General features: G+C 62.2%; 13 protein-coding genes. 7 read left to right on the top strand and 6 right to left on the bottom strand.

Annotated elements, in window-relative coordinates; genetic code table 11:
* The first annotated feature begins 121 nt into the window (after window positions 1–121).
* A complete protein-coding gene (locus tag ABD188_RS18745; protein WP_344065971.1) occupies window positions 122–2,959 on the top strand; it encodes a discoidin domain-containing protein in 2,838 nt (945 codons plus the stop codon).
* Between the two features lie 43 nt (window positions 2,960–3,002).
* Here the strand turns inward: ABD188_RS18745 and ABD188_RS18740 are convergent, their stop codons facing one another.
* Window positions 3,003–4,352 carry a glycoside hydrolase family 30 protein gene (locus tag ABD188_RS18740; protein ID WP_344067243.1) on the bottom strand — a complete coding sequence of 450 codons (1,350 nt, stop codon included), beginning with the start codon at window positions 4,350–4,352 and terminating at the stop codon, window positions 3,003–3,005.
* A 330-nt stretch (window positions 4,353–4,682) separates the two neighbouring features.
* Here ABD188_RS18740 and ABD188_RS18735 point away from each other — a divergent pair, with 330 nt between their 5' ends.
* The 6 genes from ABD188_RS18735 to ABD188_RS18710 are packed head-to-tail and all read left to right on the top strand — an operon-like array spanning window position 4,683 to window position 11,847.
* Window positions 4,683–6,080, top strand: coding sequence for a GH1 family beta-glucosidase (locus tag ABD188_RS18735; RefSeq protein WP_344065968.1), 1,398 nt, complete (start codon window positions 4,683–4,685; stop codon window positions 6,078–6,080).
* Window positions 6,081–6,119: 39 nt separating this feature from the next.
* Entirely contained in the window at window positions 6,120–7,364 is a 1,245-nt protein-coding gene (locus ABD188_RS18730; protein WP_344065965.1) for an extracellular solute-binding protein, read from the top strand.
* A gap of 53 nt (window positions 7,365–7,417) precedes the next feature.
* The gene (locus ABD188_RS18725) at window positions 7,418–8,296 is read left to right on the top strand and encodes a carbohydrate ABC transporter permease (protein WP_344065962.1); all 879 of its coding nucleotides are present in this window, start codon (window positions 7,418–7,420) and stop codon (window positions 8,294–8,296) included.
* Window positions 8,283–9,164: a carbohydrate ABC transporter permease gene (locus ABD188_RS18720; RefSeq protein ID WP_344065960.1), complete on the top strand. Its 882-nt coding sequence runs from the start codon at window positions 8,283–8,285 to the stop codon at window positions 9,162–9,164. The genes ABD188_RS18725 and ABD188_RS18720 overlap by 14 nt, the downstream gene beginning before the upstream one ends.
* Window positions 9,165–9,178: 14 nt before the next feature.
* Window positions 9,179–10,612, top strand: coding sequence for a glycoside hydrolase family 5 protein (locus ABD188_RS18715; protein WP_344065957.1), 1,434 nt, complete (start codon window positions 9,179–9,181; stop codon window positions 10,610–10,612).
* Window positions 10,613–10,629: 17 nt separating this feature from the next.
* Window positions 10,630–11,847: an ROK family transcriptional regulator gene (locus ABD188_RS18710; protein ID WP_344065954.1), complete on the top strand. Its 1,218-nt coding sequence runs from the start codon at window positions 10,630–10,632 to the stop codon at window positions 11,845–11,847.
* A 57-nt stretch (window positions 11,848–11,904) separates the two neighbouring features.
* On the opposite strand, the gene ABD188_RS18705 is transcribed toward ABD188_RS18710, so the two are convergent.
* The 5 genes from ABD188_RS18705 to ABD188_RS18685 are packed head-to-tail and all read right to left on the bottom strand — an operon-like array spanning window position 11,905 to window position 17,367.
* Complete coding sequence (locus tag ABD188_RS18705) at window positions 11,905–13,713, bottom strand: glycoside hydrolase family 3 protein (RefSeq protein ID WP_344065951.1); 1,809 nt, start codon at window positions 13,711–13,713, stop codon at window positions 11,905–11,907.
* Complete coding sequence (locus ABD188_RS18700; RefSeq protein WP_344065948.1) at window positions 13,706–14,344, bottom strand: HtaA domain-containing protein; 639 nt, start codon at window positions 14,342–14,344, stop codon at window positions 13,706–13,708. Before ABD188_RS18700 ends, ABD188_RS18705 begins: the two co-directional genes overlap by 8 nt.
* Window positions 14,289–14,822, bottom strand: coding sequence for a MarR family winged helix-turn-helix transcriptional regulator (locus ABD188_RS18695; RefSeq protein WP_344065945.1), 534 nt, complete (start codon window positions 14,820–14,822; stop codon window positions 14,289–14,291). Before ABD188_RS18695 ends, ABD188_RS18700 begins: the two co-directional genes overlap by 56 nt.
* Window positions 14,823–14,854: 32 nt before the next feature.
* On the bottom strand, window positions 14,855–16,237 hold the full coding sequence (locus ABD188_RS18690) for an MmgE/PrpD family protein (protein WP_344065942.1): 1,383 nt from the start codon (window positions 16,235–16,237) through the stop codon (window positions 14,855–14,857).
* The gene (locus tag ABD188_RS18685; RefSeq protein ID WP_344067241.1) at window positions 16,234–17,367 is read right to left on the bottom strand and encodes a CapA family protein; all 1,134 of its coding nucleotides are present in this window, start codon (window positions 17,365–17,367) and stop codon (window positions 16,234–16,236) included. Before ABD188_RS18685 ends, ABD188_RS18690 begins: the two co-directional genes overlap by 4 nt.
* Window positions 17,368–17,407 lie beyond the last annotated feature (40 nt).

Here is a 17,407-nt window from a genome sequence, read left to right as displayed (position 1 = left end):
GATGTGATCGATCGCTTTCTGTCGAACTTAATCTAAGTACTTGACAAAGGGCATTGCTTAGGAAGACTAGAGCCCGGGGACCTGTGCCGATGGGGCAGGGCAGTTTTGGCTGAGGAGTAGCGTGACAAAAGCATGGCTTGCAGCAGCAATCGCGATGGCAGCACTTATCGTCAGCGGATTGGCGCCTGCTTCTCCCGCACAGGCGGCGTCGCTCGATTCCGACGATTTTCTCAAAGCGAACGGCAACGTCCTCAAAACGCAGTCTGGGACGGGTGACACCGTCAATCTCCGCGGCACGAACATCGGAGGCTGGTTGACACAAGAGGATTGGATGTCGCCGCTGGGCGAGTTCGCGGCCGACCGAACCGGCTGGAGTGTGACGGCGTCGTCGGGCACTGCTTCAAATGCGGCCGATGGATCGGGCACGTCACGCTGGACGACAGGGGCAAACCAAACCGGGAGCGAGTGGCTTCGGCTGGATCTAGGAGCGCCCACCGTTTTCAACCGTCTGTCCGTCGACAACTCCAGCAATCTGGGACAGTATCCGCGCCAACTGAAGGCGGAGACATCCGCCGACGGAGTGACGTGGGTGAGTGTCGCGAGCCAGGCGGGTATCGACGGCGTCAACGTGTTGCGGTTCAGTCCGCAGATCGCTCGATATGTTCGACTGTCCCAGACCGGCACTGCGAGCACACCCTGGTCTGTAGGGGAGATCAACCTCTTCAGCGACCCGGTCCTCCAGAACGGCACTCATACTGCCAGCGCACCGGCGAGCGCCCCGGGTACCACGCCGGCGATGGTTCTCGACGGAAGTGTCTCGACCGTCTGGCAGACCGGCGCACCGCAAACTCCCGGCCAATCGCTGACCGTCGACCTCGGCCGTAACGTCGACATGGACAAGGTGCTGTTCGACTCAGGCCCCGCGACCTCGAACGACTTTCCTCGCATCTGGGATCTCTTCGTCTCCTACGACAACACGAACTGGACCCAAGTCGCCAGCGGTTACGGCACAAACAGAGCGGTTCTCGCCGACTTCCAGGGCGGCAAGAACGGGCGGTATCTGAAGCTGGTCTCCAACGGCACATCGCCTCAGTGGTGGTCAGTCGCGGAGGTCGCGATCTATAGCGGAACAAGTCTGGACCGCGGAGGGTGGACCGTTTCGGCATCGGTGGGCGCCGCACCTCAGAATGTTCTCGACGGAACGACCTCCACCAGGTGGACGACTGGGGCCGCCCAGACGAACGGCCAATCTCTCACGGTCGACGCGGGTGCGCTGGTGACCATGAACAATGTGACCCTCGATACGGCCAAGAACAGCTCGGACGAGAACGACTGGGCGCGCGGCTACAGACTCGAACTCTCCCGCGACGGGTCAACCTGGACCTCGGTGGCGACGGGCGTCGGAACCCGAAAAGCCACAACCATCGCTTTCGTAGCGCAGGCGGCCCGATACTTCCGTCTCACGCAGACCGGGTCCGCAGGGAACTGGTGGTCCGTAGGCGAACTCACCGCTGGTCTCCACAACGACGACTACTCTCTGAACAACTCGATGGTCTCCCGGTTCGGAGTCTCGACGGCGCAGTCGATCGTGAACACCCACCAGGACACATGGTTCACAGCGGCCGATCTCGACAGGATCAAGACGTCGGGAATGAACTTCATCCGGGTCCCAATCGGCTGGAATCAGTTCCTGAACCTGGATGGCACGTGGAAAGTAAACCCGTGGGCGAAGATCGACTGGGTGATCAACGAGGCCAGCGCACGCGGGATCTACGTCCTCATCGACGTACATACAGTGCCAGGCGGAGGATGTCCGTGGGGTAGCTGCGGTCGGATCGGGCCGAATCCCAACGGATTCTGGGGCAGCGCGACCTATCAGAACTGGGTCCAGTCCATCTGGACAGCCATCGCCACCCGCTATAACGGCAACCCTGGCGTCGCGGGTTATGACCTCATCAACGAGCCGCTCATCGACTATGGCGAGGACGCGGATGACGTCGCGCAGAAAAGCGACTACTACGACCGGTTGTACGACACCGTGCGTGCGATCGATCCCGACCACACGATCTTCCTCGGTGCGTTCTTCGGACTCAACGCGATAGCGCCGCCGTCTACGTATGGCTGGACGAATGTCGTCTACGAGTACCACCCCTACGACATGCCGAACTCCAAAGACTGGGGTGCCCAGGATCAGCTCGTCACGAACGAGCTGAACGGACTTCCCGCAAAGCTTTCCAATCCAGGAGTGCCCATTCTCTACGGCGAGTACTCGTTGTACTACAACGACGATGTCTGGTCCCGATTCATGGCTGGACTGAACTCCGCCAATGTGTCGTGGTCCGCTTGGACGTACAAGGTGAAGGGCGTCGCAAGTGACGGATTCGCCTACTGGGGCATGTACTACAACAACCCGAAGCCGGTCCCGATCATCAACAGCGACAACGCGGCAACGTTCCAGTCGAAGCTGTCGCGATTCGGTACGGCCAACTTCGTCGCGAATGACCGCTTCAACGCGATCCTCTCGAAGTACGCCGGGGGTCTGAGCACATACTCGCCAACTGCGATCAGCCACGCAGGGTGGACGGCGACAGCATCGTCGACCGCGCCCGGGTCCTCCCCCGCGCGCGGTCTCGATGGAGCGAACAATGTGTCCTGGGCGAGCGGGCAGCCAATGGCTGGCGGGGAGTGGTATCGCATCGACATGGGCGGGAACAGATCCGTCGCATTGGTGACCGTGCAAACTGCGACCGACGCGAAATGGGACTACCCGCGCGGATATACAGTGCAGACCTCGCTCAACGGGTCGAGCTGGACAACGGCGGCGACCGGCATCGCCTACGGCTGGAAGCGGCCGATTTCGATTCAGCCAACCACGGCTCGGTACATACGAATCACCCAAACTGGGATCGCTCCGCAATGGTGGTCAATCGACGAGGTCACGGTCTACTCGTCGTACTGACGTGGCCAAGAGTCGCTCGTCTCGAGGCCCGACGATGACAGACCTACCTGGTCGAACCGAACCGGAGCGTGATCAAGGACCTACCGGGAATATTCAGATGAGTCTCCGTCGATCCGACGATGACCTTCGTCATTCGCGGATCCGGAGCATCGTTGAAAAGCAGCACCACTGTTCCGGAAGGGGTGCGAAATGCCGTGTGGCTGAGCGCCGAGTCGCCTTCCTCGGCCGTGTTCAATGCGGTGGAGCCGGGAGGGATGAAGCGGGCGGCATGGGCAAGGACGTAGAACTCGGCGTTGCGGGTGACGCTGCCCGTGTCATCGACGGTGACAACCCCGGTGCAGGTCGCGCATCCGCCGACATGGGGACCGCCGACCGGATCCAGCGCCAGATTCCACGTCATCACGGTACTCGCCCAGTTGCCCAGCGATGCGATGAGCAGGTTCCGCGCCTGCCACGCCAGGGTGTTGCTGAAGATATGATCCCCATCCTCGTCGGGTCCGTGCGATCCCGAACACTCGGTCACGTAGATTCCCACGCTCGGGAACCTGTCGTGCAGCTCGGACTGCCGCGACGCATCGCCCGCGTAGCAGTGGTAGGCCACCCCGTCTACCCATGGAGCGGCCGAGCTGGTCAGCACATCAGATGGGTACTCCGTCTCGGGGTCGCTCACGCCCTCCGCATCGGCCGGATGCAGAGACCAATTGTGGTCGTAGGCGAGGATTTCGGTCCGGGGCTCGCTCCTGTCGAGCAGTGGTCCCAAGGCGTCGATGAGTCGCACTTGGTCGCGAACGGGCAGGTCAGTGCCTGGGTATCCGTCCGGAAAGCGGGCCTGCGGCTCGTTCTGCACGGTAAGGAAATCGATCGGAATGCCCGCGGCCGAATAGTCCGCGACAGCTCGCGAAAGGTACGTCGCGTAAGTGGTGTAAGCCCGGTCGTCATCCCGGAGCTGGCCGCCGTCAAGACGTCCAGAGTCTTTGAGCCAGGCGGGCGGGCTCCAAGGCGACGCGATGATGGTCAGTTCAGGCGATATCTCGAGTATTCGACGGAGAAGAGGACGCAACGAGACGTCGTCTGCTGCCGTGCTGAAGTGTTCGAGATCCCAATCCTCCTCGCCGGCGGGCATGTCGTCATAGGTATAGGCGGGGTCCACCACGAAATCAGACCCTCCGAGGGCTATTCGCAACACGGTGAGCCGCACGTCCCCCGCAGGATCGAACAGTTCACGAAGGAGCGCGTTCCGAGACGACTCGGGCATCCCTTCCAGCACGGCGGCGGACGAGTGCGTCAACGCGGCGCCGAACCCACCGATGACCTGGCGCGCGCTGGTCGGGTCCACGCGGACGAGTTCCGTCTCGTTATCGTCGCTCGATGTCGGGATCGGGGAGAGGCGCATCGACCCATCGGCGGAGGTCGCCCATGCCTCGACGTCAACGATGGATCGGTTCGCTCTGGTGCCGGTGGCGCAGAGGGCGAGCAGCCCAGCAGTCCAACAGCGAGCGGCGGCACTGTCAAGAGAGCGAGCGTCGCGAGCGTGAGGTGGGAGCGCAGGCGTCGGCCTCCGTTCTGTCGCGAGCCGTCCGATGTTCGCATAGTCGATTCTCCCAATCCCGCACGCGCCCTCGCCGAACGCTGGCTGCTGAACTCCTGCCGAGAATGCCACGGCCGAATCCTCAGTGGACATAGTGGCACTACTTAGTCTAAGCTCTAGAGAAAGGGGGATGTAATGGGGATCTCGCACTCTGTTGACCTCGGCCCGTTCGGCGAGGGCTTTCTCTGGGGAGTTGCAACGGCGGCGTACCAGATCGAAGGAGCCGCGCGTGAGGGCGGACGCGGGCCAAGCATCTGGGACACGTTCAGCCACGCTCCGGGTAAGACCTTCCACGGCGATACAGGCGATATCGCGTGTGACCATTACCACCGGGTCGGCGCCGATCTCGATCTTCTCGCCGAGACGAGCGTGGATGCGTACAGACTCTCCGTCTCGTGGTCCCGGCTCCAGCCGACGGGAGAGGGACCGCTCAATCCTGAGGCCGTGACCTTCTACCGAACGCTGCTGATCGGCCTGCGTGATCGCAGCATCCGCCCGTTCGTCACGCTCTACCACTGGGACCTTCCCCAGCCTCTCGAGGACCGGGGCGGCTGGCCGAACCGCGAGGTCGCGTACCTGTTCGCGGAGTTCGCCCGACAGACCGTGAGTGCGCTGCAGGACCTCGCGGACGATTGGATCACGCTGAATGAGCCGTGGTGTTCGGCCTTCCTCGGGTACGGCTACGGCAAGCACGCGCCGGGGCGGACAGACCTCTCTGATGCTGTCTCCGCAGCCCACCACCTCAACCTCGCGCACGGCCTCGCAGTGCGAGCGATTCGCAGCGTCGCCCCGCGTGCCCGGGTAGGCATATCGAACATCATCACTGACGTGACCCCTGCTTCGGACTCGGTCGCGGACCTTGCGGCCGCCGATCGCCTCGACGCCGTCGGCAACCGAGTCTTCCTCGACCCCGTGTATCTGGGTCGTTATGGCGAGGGTGTGCACGACCAGCTCGATTCCCTGGGACTGGACTCCGTGATCCACTCAGATGATCTGGAAACCATCGCAGAGCCCGTGGACTTCGCCGGGATCAATCATTATCAGCGCGTCGTGGCTGCTGACGACCCTGCTCTGCCGTTCGGAGTGCAGGAGACGCCCGCACAACCGAACACCACCTCGTTTGGGTGGTCGGTCATTCCAGACTCACTCCGCGCCGTGCTTTCGCGATTCTCTCGAGAGTACTCACCGCTCCCCATCTACATCACAGAGAGCGGTGCCAGCTTCCACGACTACGTCGACCCCGAAGGCACCATCGGAGACGTCGAACGAATCGACTACCTCTCGGGCTATTTCGCCGCGGCGGCACAAGCCATCCGCGAAGGCGTCGACGTCCGCGGCTACTTCGTCTGGTCGTTCCTCGACAACTTCGAATGGGGCGAGGGATACAGCAAACGCTTCGGACTCGTCTATGTGGACTATCGCACGCAGGAGCGTGTCCCCAAGGAGAGTGCGCGCTGGTTCAGCGCTCACATCCAGCGCCACCACCAACTTCACACTCGGGCATCCGCCTCCGTCGAAGCCACCCACGGCTGAGACACTCCCCTCGCATCACCCTTGAAAGGAATCTCCTCAATGAAGAGATATCAGAAGGCCGCTGTAGCAGCGGTTGCGATCCTCGGCGTCAGCCTTACCGGCTGCGCCGGCGGCGCAGCCGATGATGGTGGCACAAGCGAGCCGCTCACCGTTTGGGTCATGGGCGACACGTCAGACAACTTCGAGTCGCTCGTCGCACCCTTCGTCAAAGACACCGGGATCGACGTGGAAGCAGTTGCGGTGCCGTGGGACAGCATCGACCAGAAGTTCACGACAGCCGTTGCTTCCGCCAATGGTCCCGACCTCCTCCAGATCGGCATCTCCAAGCTCCGCACCTTCGCCGACAGCGGTGCACTTCTGTCACTCGACGAAGAGGCAATCGCCGACTACCCGAACCTGGCATCGTCGAACTTCATCGACGGAGTCGCGGGGGAGGCAACGGCAATTGATGGGGAAGTCCTGTCTATGCCCTGGGTCTCCGATACCCGCGTGCTGTTCTATCGTTCCGACATCCTCGCTGAGGCCGGTATCGACGAACCTCCCGCGACGTGGGACGAGCTGCGCGAGGACGCCAAGGCATTGACTGCTCGAGGAGACGGGCAATACGGCTACTACGTTCCTCAGTGGGACAGTGCGCTGCCCGTTGCCATGACGTGGGACCAGGGAGGTGACATTGTCGACGCGGAGGGCAACATCGACTTCGACACGGCCGAGTTCGAATCAGCGGTAGACCTCTACACCGGGCTCTACGCCGACGGGAGCGTTCCCGTCAACAGCGACTTCGATCAGACTCAGGGCTTCATCTCGGGCGTCACGCCAATGCTCGTGAGCGGCCCCTACCTGGCGGCCGCAATCGAGGATGCCGCACCAGAGCTCGAGGGGAAGTGGAACGTCACGACGTTGCCCAAGGGAGTAGCCGGTACGTCCCTTCTGGCCGGGTCCAACCTCGGTGTATGGGGATCGACCAAGAACGAAGACGGTGCCCTCCAGTTGCTTGACTTCCTGTCGGCACCCGACACGCAGCTGAAGTGGTTCGAGCTTGACGGGCAGCTTCCCACCGTCAAGGCCGCCCTCGAAGACGACGCCCTCGCCTCGGACCCGTTGGTGGGCGTCTACTCCGAGCAGCTGGCGGACTCCAAGCTTCTTCCCCTCGTCCCCAATTGGGATGGCGAAACGGGCAAGGCTCTGCTCGATGCTCTGAACGCGATCGTTCTGACCGGAGCAGACCGAGACGAGACGTTGCAAACGCTGTTCACCACGACGAGCGGAACGTCAGTCAACTGACCCGACCCCGGGGTGCGGGTGGGTCCACCACCCGCACCCCCCACAGTGAGGCCATGAGAACACGTCTAACGCCCTACGCATTCGTCACTCCGGCGATGCTGCTGCTCGTCACGTTCGGTGTGCTCCCGATCGCGGTCGCGCTGTTCGTGAGCTTCACCGACATGAATCTTGCCGGTCTCGGAAACTGGTCGCGAGTGCAGTTCATCGGAATCGACAACTACACCCGACTGTTCGAGGACGCCGCGTTCTGGCAGGCGATCGGAAACACGGCGATCTTCGCGATCCTCGGCGTCCCCACAGTGATCGTGCTTTCACTGGTAATTGCGCTCGCTCTGAATCGATCGCAAGGACGATTCTTCACCGCCCTCAGAAGCTTCTACTTCGTTCCGGCGATCACCGCAATCGTTGCTGTCGCGCTGGTGTGGGGCTACCTGTTCAACACGCAGTTCGGGCTGTTCAACTACCTGCTGTCATTGGTCGGTCTGCCGCCGGTGCCCTGGCTTTCCGACCCGGTCGTCGTCAAGTTCTCGGTCGTGCTCGTGGCCGTGTGGCGAGGACTCGGCTTGAACGTGATCATCTTCCTGGCAGCCCTTCAGGGTGTGCCCAAGGAATATCTGGAAGCTGCGTCGATCGACGGCGCCTCGGGTTACCGGCGCACAGTGTCGATAGTGATCCCGCTGCTGCGATTCGCCGTGTTCTTCGTGACGATCACGACGATCATCGCCTGGCTGCAGTTCTTCGATGAGCCCTTCGTCCTTACAAAAGGTGGACCTCTCGGCGCCTCGACATCCATTTCCCTCTTCCTGTATCAGGAGGGCTTCTCCTCGAGCCAGTTCGGGTACGCCAGTGCCGGATCCGTGGTCCTGTTCGCGATCATCGGCGCGGTCACGGTCATTCAGCTGAAAGTAAGGAAATCCGATGGCGACTACTGAAGCCCTCGTTCGCGGTGCACGTCGCATCGCGGACCCACCCGTCATCAATCTCCCGCGGGCACGTCCGGGGACGATCATCATCGGCGCACTGCTCGGCATCGGCGCCCTCATCACCGCGTTCCCCTTCCTTTGGATGGTGTTCGCCTCGGTGAAACCGCGCAGCGAATCGGTTGCCTACCCGCCGCAACTGCTGCCGAAGCAGCCCACTCTGGAGTATTACGTCGAGCTGTTCGTGAAGCTCGATTTCGGGCGCTACCTCGTGAACACCCTCTTGATCGTGGTGATCTGCATGTTCGGCCTGCTGCTCATGGCTGCAGCAGGTTATGGGTTCGCGAAGTTCAACTTCCGCGGCCGCGACGCGCTCTTCTTCTTAGTCCTGGTCACGATGATGATCCCAGGTCAGGTCACGATGATCCCGACCTACCTCATCTTGAACGGGATGAAGCTCACCAACACCCTCGTCGGCATCGCCCTACCGATGCTGGTGTCAGGGTTCAGCGTCTTCCTATTCAGACAATTCATGCTCACCATTCCGACGGAGGTGCTCGAAGCCGCGCGGATCGACGGCGCGGGGGAGTGGCGAATCTTCTTTGGCATCGTTCTGCCCATGTCCGGCCCTATCCTCGCCGTGCAGGTCGTCCTGACGTTCATCGCCGGGTGGAACAGCTTCCTCTGGCCGCTGATCATCGCCAACGATCAGAAGTTGTACACACTCTCGGTGGGACTGTCCCTCCTCAACCAGCAGATCGCCACGAACCCTTCGCTTCAGATGGCGGCCTCAACGCTCATGGTGGTGCCGATCTTGATCGTATTCGTCGTCTTCCAGCGGTACGTCGTGCAGGGCTTCGCGCTCTCCGGCCTCAAGTAAGGAATCCCATTCAGATGACTTCCGTCTCGCGTTCCGGTTTTGTCCGAGCCATCGGAACCACCCTTGTCGACGACGAGGGCCCGATTCCGCTACGAGGAGTCGGGCTCGGCAACTGGCTGCTGGCCGAAGGCTACATGTGGCTGTTCGGCGACGAGCAATCATCACCGCGCTTGATAGAAGCGCGGATCCAGACACTCGTTGGACCAGAGCGTGCGGCGGATTTCTGGCGTCGCTTCCGGGACTCGTTCATCACCGAAGGGGACTTCGCGCTGATCGCGGAACTCGGCTTCGATCACGTTCGACTCCCGATCAACGCTCGAGGTGTGATGGATGACGATGGCTCCTTCCGCGACGATGGTTTCGAGCTCATCGAACGTGCCGTGACGTGGAGCGAGCGACACGGGCTGCGTATCCTCCTCGACCTGCACGGGGCGCCTGGCGGACAGACGGGCACGAACATCGATGATGCTCCGCATGGTAAGCCCGAGCTCTTCATGGATCCCCGCAATCGAGCGCTGACCGTGCGGCTGTGGCGCGAACTTGCGACCCGATATCGCGATCGAGAATCGGTAATGGGCTATGACCTGCTCAACGAGCCTCTGCCGGGCGAGTGGCAAGACATCTACGCTGACGCACTCGTGGACCTCTACCGTGAGTTGACTGTCGCGATTCGCGAGATCGATGACAGACATCTCATCATGTACGAGGGCAGCAACTGGGCCACCAATTGGGGTCCTTTGCGCGAGCGATTCGATGACAATCAAGCGCTCCAATTCCATCGCTACTGGTGTCCACCTGACGAATCGAGCATCGCGGAGTATCTCGAGGTTCGCGACCTGCTTAATACGCCTATCTATATGGGTGAGGGTGGCGAGAACACGCCAGGCTGGATCTACGCGGCCACCAGGCTCTACGAACGACATGGCATCGGCTGGAACTTCTGGCCGTGGAAGAAGCTCGACACCTCGACCTCGCCCCTATCCGCGAAAGCTCCAGACGGCTGGGAGCTGATCGCGAATCCAGCAGCCGAGCTCACCGCCGACGATGCATGGCGCATACTCGACCTATTCCTCAGGGCGGTGGACGTTGATGCTTGTGAGATTCGAACCGAGGTGATGGACGCACTGTTCGGCCGCGGAGATCTGCACATACCGGCCTGGGCGGGTGTGCGTGACGACGGCGAAGTGCCGATCTTAGAACTCACCGGCGCTGATGCACCCGAAGGGTTGTGGCACCACACAAGCGGCCAACCGTACTCAGACGTGGAGTACATGGCCGTCTCGCTCGACCCGAAGATGCGCCTGGCATTTGATCTCGGCGAACGCCCTGCGGGCTGGACGGTCGACTGCGAAGACAACGACGCTGTAGATGTCGAATGGGATGGCCGATCTCTGATTATCGTGGCTAACCGGGCGAACCGCGTGCGAAGCGTCACGGTGGCCCGTTGAGCGGCTACCGTCGGAGCATGGTGATGCGTGAGTGGTCGTCGGGCGGCCCGCCGGCAATCGAGTCTCTGACGGTGAACTCCGTCAGACAGCGGAATCGCGCGAGCGCACTGCGGTTCATCATTCGGGAACGCGAGACCACACGAGCGGCCCTCGCCCGGGAGCGCGGGCTCTCCACAGCTTTGGCGGCGAACATCGTCGCCGAACTGATGGCCGAGGGATTAGTCGCCGAGGTGGGCACGGTCTCGTCGCGAGGCGGGCGTCCCATTTCAGTTATCGCTCCGCGCGCAGACGGGGCGTATGTGTTGGGTGCGGATGTCGGCGAACGCGGGGTTGCCGTTGAACTTTTCGACTTGAGCCTGAAGATGATCGACCGCGAGTTCCGCGGCAACGATCCCGGCGCGTCGCCCGATGACATCCAGTCCGACTTACGCGAAGCGATCATCGCTCTACGGAGCCGCAACGAGCAACAGTGGCACAGCGTGGTCGGCATCGGGCTGGGGCTGCCTGGAGTCGTCGAGACGGCTGCGGATGGCGACCAGACTCTTTACGCGCAGAGCCTGGGCTGGGAGCCGTTTCCGATCCCGCGCAGTATTTACGGGGACTTGCCCGTATTCGCCGAGAACGGCGCAAAAACGCTTGCCCGCGCGGAGATGTGGTTCGGCGCCGCTCGAGGAGTGAACCACGCGGTCGTGGCGCTGCTCGGTCGCGGGGTTGGGCTTGGCGTGGTTTCTGAGGGTCAGCTCTACCGGGGAGCGTTCGGGAGCGCCACGGAGTGGGGCCACACCAAAATTCGTTACGGGGGTAACGTCTGCCGTTGCGGCAATCGCGGGTGTGTTGAGGCTTACATCGGTGCGGACGCCATCCTCGATGCTTGGCGGACGGCAGGCGGTCAATTTGAAGGAAACGGTTGGGCGGCGATCGGAGCGCTCTTGGACGCCGCCGACTCCGAGACCGCAGCCGCGGAGGTGGTCGACGACGCCATCGAGGCGCTCGGGGCCGCGCTGGGGAGCGTCGTCAACATGGCAAATCCGGAGCGCGTCGTCTTGGGCGGATGGGTGGGTCTTCGTCTGATGGAACGGCTCGCGAACCGAATCGCAGATGCCATCAGGCGAAACAGTCTGGATCGCGCTGGCGAGCAGTTCGAGCTCGTCGTAGCAAGCTTCGGCGGGGACACAGTGGCCCTCGGCTCGGCGCTCATGCCCGTAGAAGCGCTGATCCACGCGCCACGGGTGTGACGTGCTGGAGAACTCGTGATCAGCACACTGACGGCGCAGCCATAGCCGCCTAACTCATCACGGATCGGGACGATCGAAAGAGAGACCGTGCCCAAATGTGAAGAGGGGATTGGCGGTGTCGAAGGGAACGTCCGCTGCGCTCGCAACGACCGCAGCTTCGCTTCTCGGTAGATCAAATGGAAGGCGACCGCGCGGCTCTTGCTTGCCGAAGAGAACGTCCAGCACCGCGCCGTCGTTGGCACCGAAATCGCCGAGAAGGGTGGCCGCCAGCGGGATCAGCGGAGTGAGAATTGCCGGGCGATCTAGAAACACCACAACGATAGTGGGCACCTTCTCGCTGATCTGAGCGACATGGTCGATCACCGCAGGCATGAACTCCAACGAGCCCGCATGGAAGTTGTTCTCGAACCGCGTCGCACGTTCTTCGAACGGGGCGGACAGTCGGATGACTGCTACCTCCGCCTGTTCGGGCGTGGCAACAAAGACCGCGTCGAGCCCTGCGGATTGATCTACGCCCTCCGCGTAGATACGGACCTTCGCCGCGAGCGGAAGGGAGAGTCCCTTCTGACCAGTGCTCAAGACGGTGATTGCCGCGCTTTGGGCAGCCTGACCGAGCGCCCGGAAGTCGTCATTGCCGACGATCGTCAGCGCGAACGAAGGATCGAGATCGGCCTGATCGAATAGTCCAAGGCGAAACTTCTCACGGAGCAGGCGTCGCGCAGACTGATCAACGCGCTCGAGCGTGATCTCGCCCGCCTCCACGGCATGCACCAGCAACTCCGGGCACGCCTCACCACCGAATTGATCTACGCCAGCCTGTATCGCTTTGATCAGGCGCTCTCGAGGCGAAAGGTGTTCGACTCCCCAGGCGCGCGCGGGAAACAAGTCGCCGTAGATATTCGCGTCGGTGAGCAGGCCCCAGTCCGTGCACACTACGCCGTCGAAACCAAACCGGTCCCGCAGCAGTCCCGTGATGATCGACCTATTGAAGCCGAAACCCACCTCTTCATACTCGGTCCCGATCGGCATGCCGTAGTACGGCATGATCTGACTCGTCCCCGCGGCGAATGCGGCCTCGAAAGGCTTGAGATGGTATTCGAAGTTGCCACCGGGATAAATCTGCTCGCGCCCGTAGGCGAAATGCGGGTCTTCGCCGTCCTTCTGTGGCCCGCCGCCGGGGAAATGCTTCGTCATGGTTGCTACCGATTGAGCGTCCAACTCCGCCCCCTGGAAGCCACGGATATATGCGACCGCCAGTCGCGCGGTCAGCTCCGCATCCTCTCCGAAGGTGGCGATCTGGCGCGCCCACCTCGGTTCGGTAGTGAGGTCGATTTGAGGGTGAAGAGCCACGCGGAGCCCAACGGCGAGATATTCCTGGCGAGCGATATTTCCGAAAGTCTCGACGAGGGCTTCGTCGCCTATCGCCGCAAAGCCAAGTGGCTCCGGCCATTGAGAGAACCAGCCCGTCCGCACGGCTGTTCCAGGGTTGTCCGACGCCGAATGCCGGGGATCGGTCGACAGCGTGACCGGAATACCGAACCGATTCGTCCTCGCGAGATCTTGCAGCCGGTTGTGCCACTCCGCCATCACGTCCGGGGACGGGGTGTTTCCGAGCACGTTGAAGTGCGACATCTGACGACCGATCAGGTACTCAGTCGTCGAGGGGATGGCGAATGCGGGATCGCCATCGGCGAGTGTGCCGTTCGGCCCAATCGTGATCATGGCCTGAAAGAAAAGGCCCGCCTTCTCCGCGAGACTCATCTGAGCGAGGAGTATTTCGGTGCGGTCGTCGGCGTCTAGGGTCACATCAAGGTAGCGGCGGTCGAGCTCCGCGGGCCGATCATCGGAGTTGGGACTATCAGTCATGGGAGGTTTGGTCCGTCCTTACTTCGTTGAGTGAAACGAGGTCGGAGTGAGTTCCCCTAGCCTTCACATGTAGTTCAACGCGCAACGTGAGCGGCGCCAACTGCTCGCCGGCCGCGTATGACCCTCCGAAGAGCGCCACAGCATGAGGGAGGAGGATTGCGCTTGCGTCACGCCACATCCTCACGCCATCGATGGAGCTGGGTTCGGGGAGTCGCAACTCCGCGATCGGGAGCTCCGTCGTGTGCTCAACATCGGCTAACAATTGAACGCCGTCACCGAACCGGATCACCGGGTCGCAGAAGGCGATTCGCAGCATGCCGCCGTGTGCGGTGAACGTGACTCCGCCCGCGAAACGGATGTGTCCCTCACCGGCAGCCGGGTCGAAGTTGGATTGGTCCGCAATCGGAAAATGGAACTCGGGCGCGGCAGTTACCCCCGCCGGCTCGAGAACTGTTATCGAGCCTCCGGACCCTTGCACGTATCGCAGAAAGGAGTCCTTGACCGCCCATGCCATGCCCGTATCGACACGGTACTGTCCTTCTACCGCCTCGTCAAAACCTCCGTCAGAACCTCCGTCAGGACGCATTGAGAAGCGCGCTTGGGCCGGAGGAAGGTGGATCGGCAGCGTCATCCAGCTTTCCAAGGATGAAACGCAACGCCGAAGTAGCTTGACGCTGCTGAGCGGCGGACATGCCGGCGAGGAGTGTGTGCTCGAGTGATGAGAGTCCCTCGAGGATGGGCGGAATGATATCGACGCCGCGCTGCGTGAGTGAGATCAGCGAACCACGTCCATCCCCGGGATTAGGCTCACGAGTCACCAGCCCGATCTTCACCAGTCGGTGTAACCGCTTCGTTGTGCCGGCCGCGGACGTCAGTGTGGTGGTCGCGATTTCGGTCGGAGTCAGTGATCGCTGATGTCTCTGCAGCGTCGACACGATATCGAAATCGGCGCGACTGATGTCATGGACGGCGAGAACCCGGTCCGACTCCGTCTGCAGAAGCACGTATATGCGCCTCAATCTGCCGAAGATGTCCAGTGGCGAGGTATCGACCCCAGGCAGGATGGCTCCCCACTCGTCGCGCATCGCGTCAACGACGTCTACCACCATGATCACCATTCTCTCGGTCCAGATTCGGTTGGCTATTGGACGACACTTGCCGCCGGTCGAGGCAGCAATCTTGCGTAAGGATCCCACAAGCGGACCCCATTTCGCGCATCCATCAGCTCGTCGGACAGCGCGTCGAACCGCTCGGATTCGACACCGATGATGTCGTTCAGCTTCAGGCTCAGACCGGCCCAGTCCAAGGGCGATCCGGGGTCGCCGGGCGTTGTTCCCCGCGCGGATCGCCTTGTTCCGTCAACGAGCGTGACTTCCACGGTTGCGAACGGTCTGGTCGAGAAAGCTGCCTCTTCTGCCTCGCCGACATGAATGTGGATCTTCGAACCGAATGCCGTGAGCGGACCGCGGTCGGCGCCGTCCAGCGCGCGTTGGTACTCCGCGAAGGAGTTGCTTCGCCGCAGAGCCCGGAGGGCCAGCGCGATGTGCATGCTGAACTGCAGCCCGGTCATATCTTGTGGGTCCGGACCGACGTGAGCGCAATGGCCAACTGCCGTCTTGTCGGCCCACACCTTGACGGATGCAATCCGAGTGGGATCGACCCCCTGGTCGAGAAGGGTCTCCAAAGCCGCGATCGCAGGCTGGTTGCCGGCGCATGTCGACCACGGCTTGATCCCCAACCCATCCGCGGACCACTCCTCCCCGAATCCGTCGAACGTGGATCGGTCAAGGCGGCTACCGGAAAAAGCGTGAAAGTAGCCGCGCTCACCCTCCAGCGCCTGGGCAGGCCCGGTCAGGCCGGAGACTGCAAGAGCAGAAGCTTGAACGCCTGCCCGCGCGGCGAGACCTGCGTGAAAACGCTTGATCTCACCGCCGGTGCGGGTGTACTCAGTTACGCCGCCGCAGCTCGCGATGGCGATACCGATTGCGTGAGCGAATTGACTGACGTCAAGTCCTCGCAGAACTCCCGTGGCAACCGCCGCCCCTATCGGTCCAAAAGCGCTGGTCACATGAAAGCCTCTATCCGCAGTCATCTCCGGAGAGAGCGCGCGCCCGATACGGATCGTCGTTTCGTATCCCAGAACAGATGCCGTGACCAGTTCTTCAAGCCCAGCATCCAGCTCTTCAGCGACGGCCAGTGCGGCGGGGACGATGACCGCACCAGCGTGCACGCCGCCCGGCACATGGAAGTCGTCGAGCTCTGCGCCGTGGGCTGCGGTCGCATTCCCCATCGCCGCTCCCTCGGCGGCCAGTCGGATATCTCCGAAGCAAGTGCTCGACTGCCCTCGTGCCGACGACGCCTCAACATACTGAAAGACCGGAGTGTTCCAGGGTGCCGTCGCGCCGGCCACGCTCACCCCGAGCGTGTCGAGGATATGGATCGAGATCCGTTCCCTGACAGCCTCGGGAATGTCACTGAACCGAGCGCGCGTGGCCACCTCGCCGATCGCGCGGCCGAGGGTCATGATCCGGACTCGATGAGGATCTCATCGCCATCGATCCGGTAGTCGGTCTCAAGGTCCACTTCGCGTGAAATGGCTGCAAGGTAGTCGACCACTTCGTTGAGGCGAGGGTCACCCGCATGCAGAATCTCCGCTTGGGAATCGTCGTTTATCCACGCGGGAATGGCGCGCACTGACAATTCGCCCGCTGAACTGAATGTCAGCTTGGCGAAGATTGTCTTGCGAGAGTCGGGCGGGAAATTGAACCGGTGCTCGAAGTTGGGTACCCACGTCGGGTTGAGTGCCTGGATCTCCTGGAACCCCTTCGATGCGACGTGCTCCGGAGTGATGGGAGTGTCCATGCCGAAGTTTCCCAGGCTGTAGAAGATCGGTCGGCCGTCGTAGATCTCCACGCCTTTGAGAATGTGCGGGTGGTGACCCAGGATCGCGTCAGCGCCGGCGTCGATGAGAGCGTGCGCGTAGTCCCGCTGGTAGTCGGCGATGACGGCTGGGATGAAATGAATGCCCCAGTGCATCGCGACGAGAACCACATCGGTTGCGGCCCGGGCTGCCCGCACTGCTTCGACTGCTTGCCTGAGGTCTTCACGGTGCGGGAAGGTGTGCACGCGCGAGGGGGTCCCGGGCTGATCGTGTTCGATCTGTTCGTAGAACGTGAACGCGCGCGCCGGAGCACAGCCCGCGCGACGATCCGTCGCCCAGTAGTCCTGCGGCATGACTGAGGCGAACGAGAACACCGCGATGCGCCGGCCCCGTCTCTCTATGAGGACGGGCTCGATTGCCGACGGCAGGTCGATACCGACTCCAGCGACGGCGAGCCCTTGAGCTTCCAGGATCCGCACGGTGTCGAGCATGGCCGAGGTTCCGAAGTCGAGCGTGTGGTTGCCTGCGAAGGTGATGACGTCGAGACCTGCCTCACGTAACGCCTCGGCATCCTCCGCCTTCGCTCGTGCCGTGTGTCGCACCTGCGGGAGGCGTTCCCCGAGCGGCGAGAGTATCAACTCGAGTTGACCGATACTCAAGTCGGCCTCCTGAAGAACAGACCGGTTCAGATTGAACAGTTCACGGGCGTCGGGACGGTCGGGGCCAATGTCTCCGACTACCACAACTGTTAATGCTTCAGTGCTCTCGTGCATCACACGCTCCTTTGCTGTGCGCCCCTGTAACGGTGATTCG

The organism is Microbacterium pumilum (assembly GCF_039530225.1).
GTDB lineage: Bacteria > Actinomycetota > Actinomycetes > Actinomycetales > Microbacteriaceae > Microbacterium > Microbacterium pumilum.
Note: the sequence above shows the minus strand (reverse complement) of the source record. Positions and strands in the feature narration are given on the sequence as shown.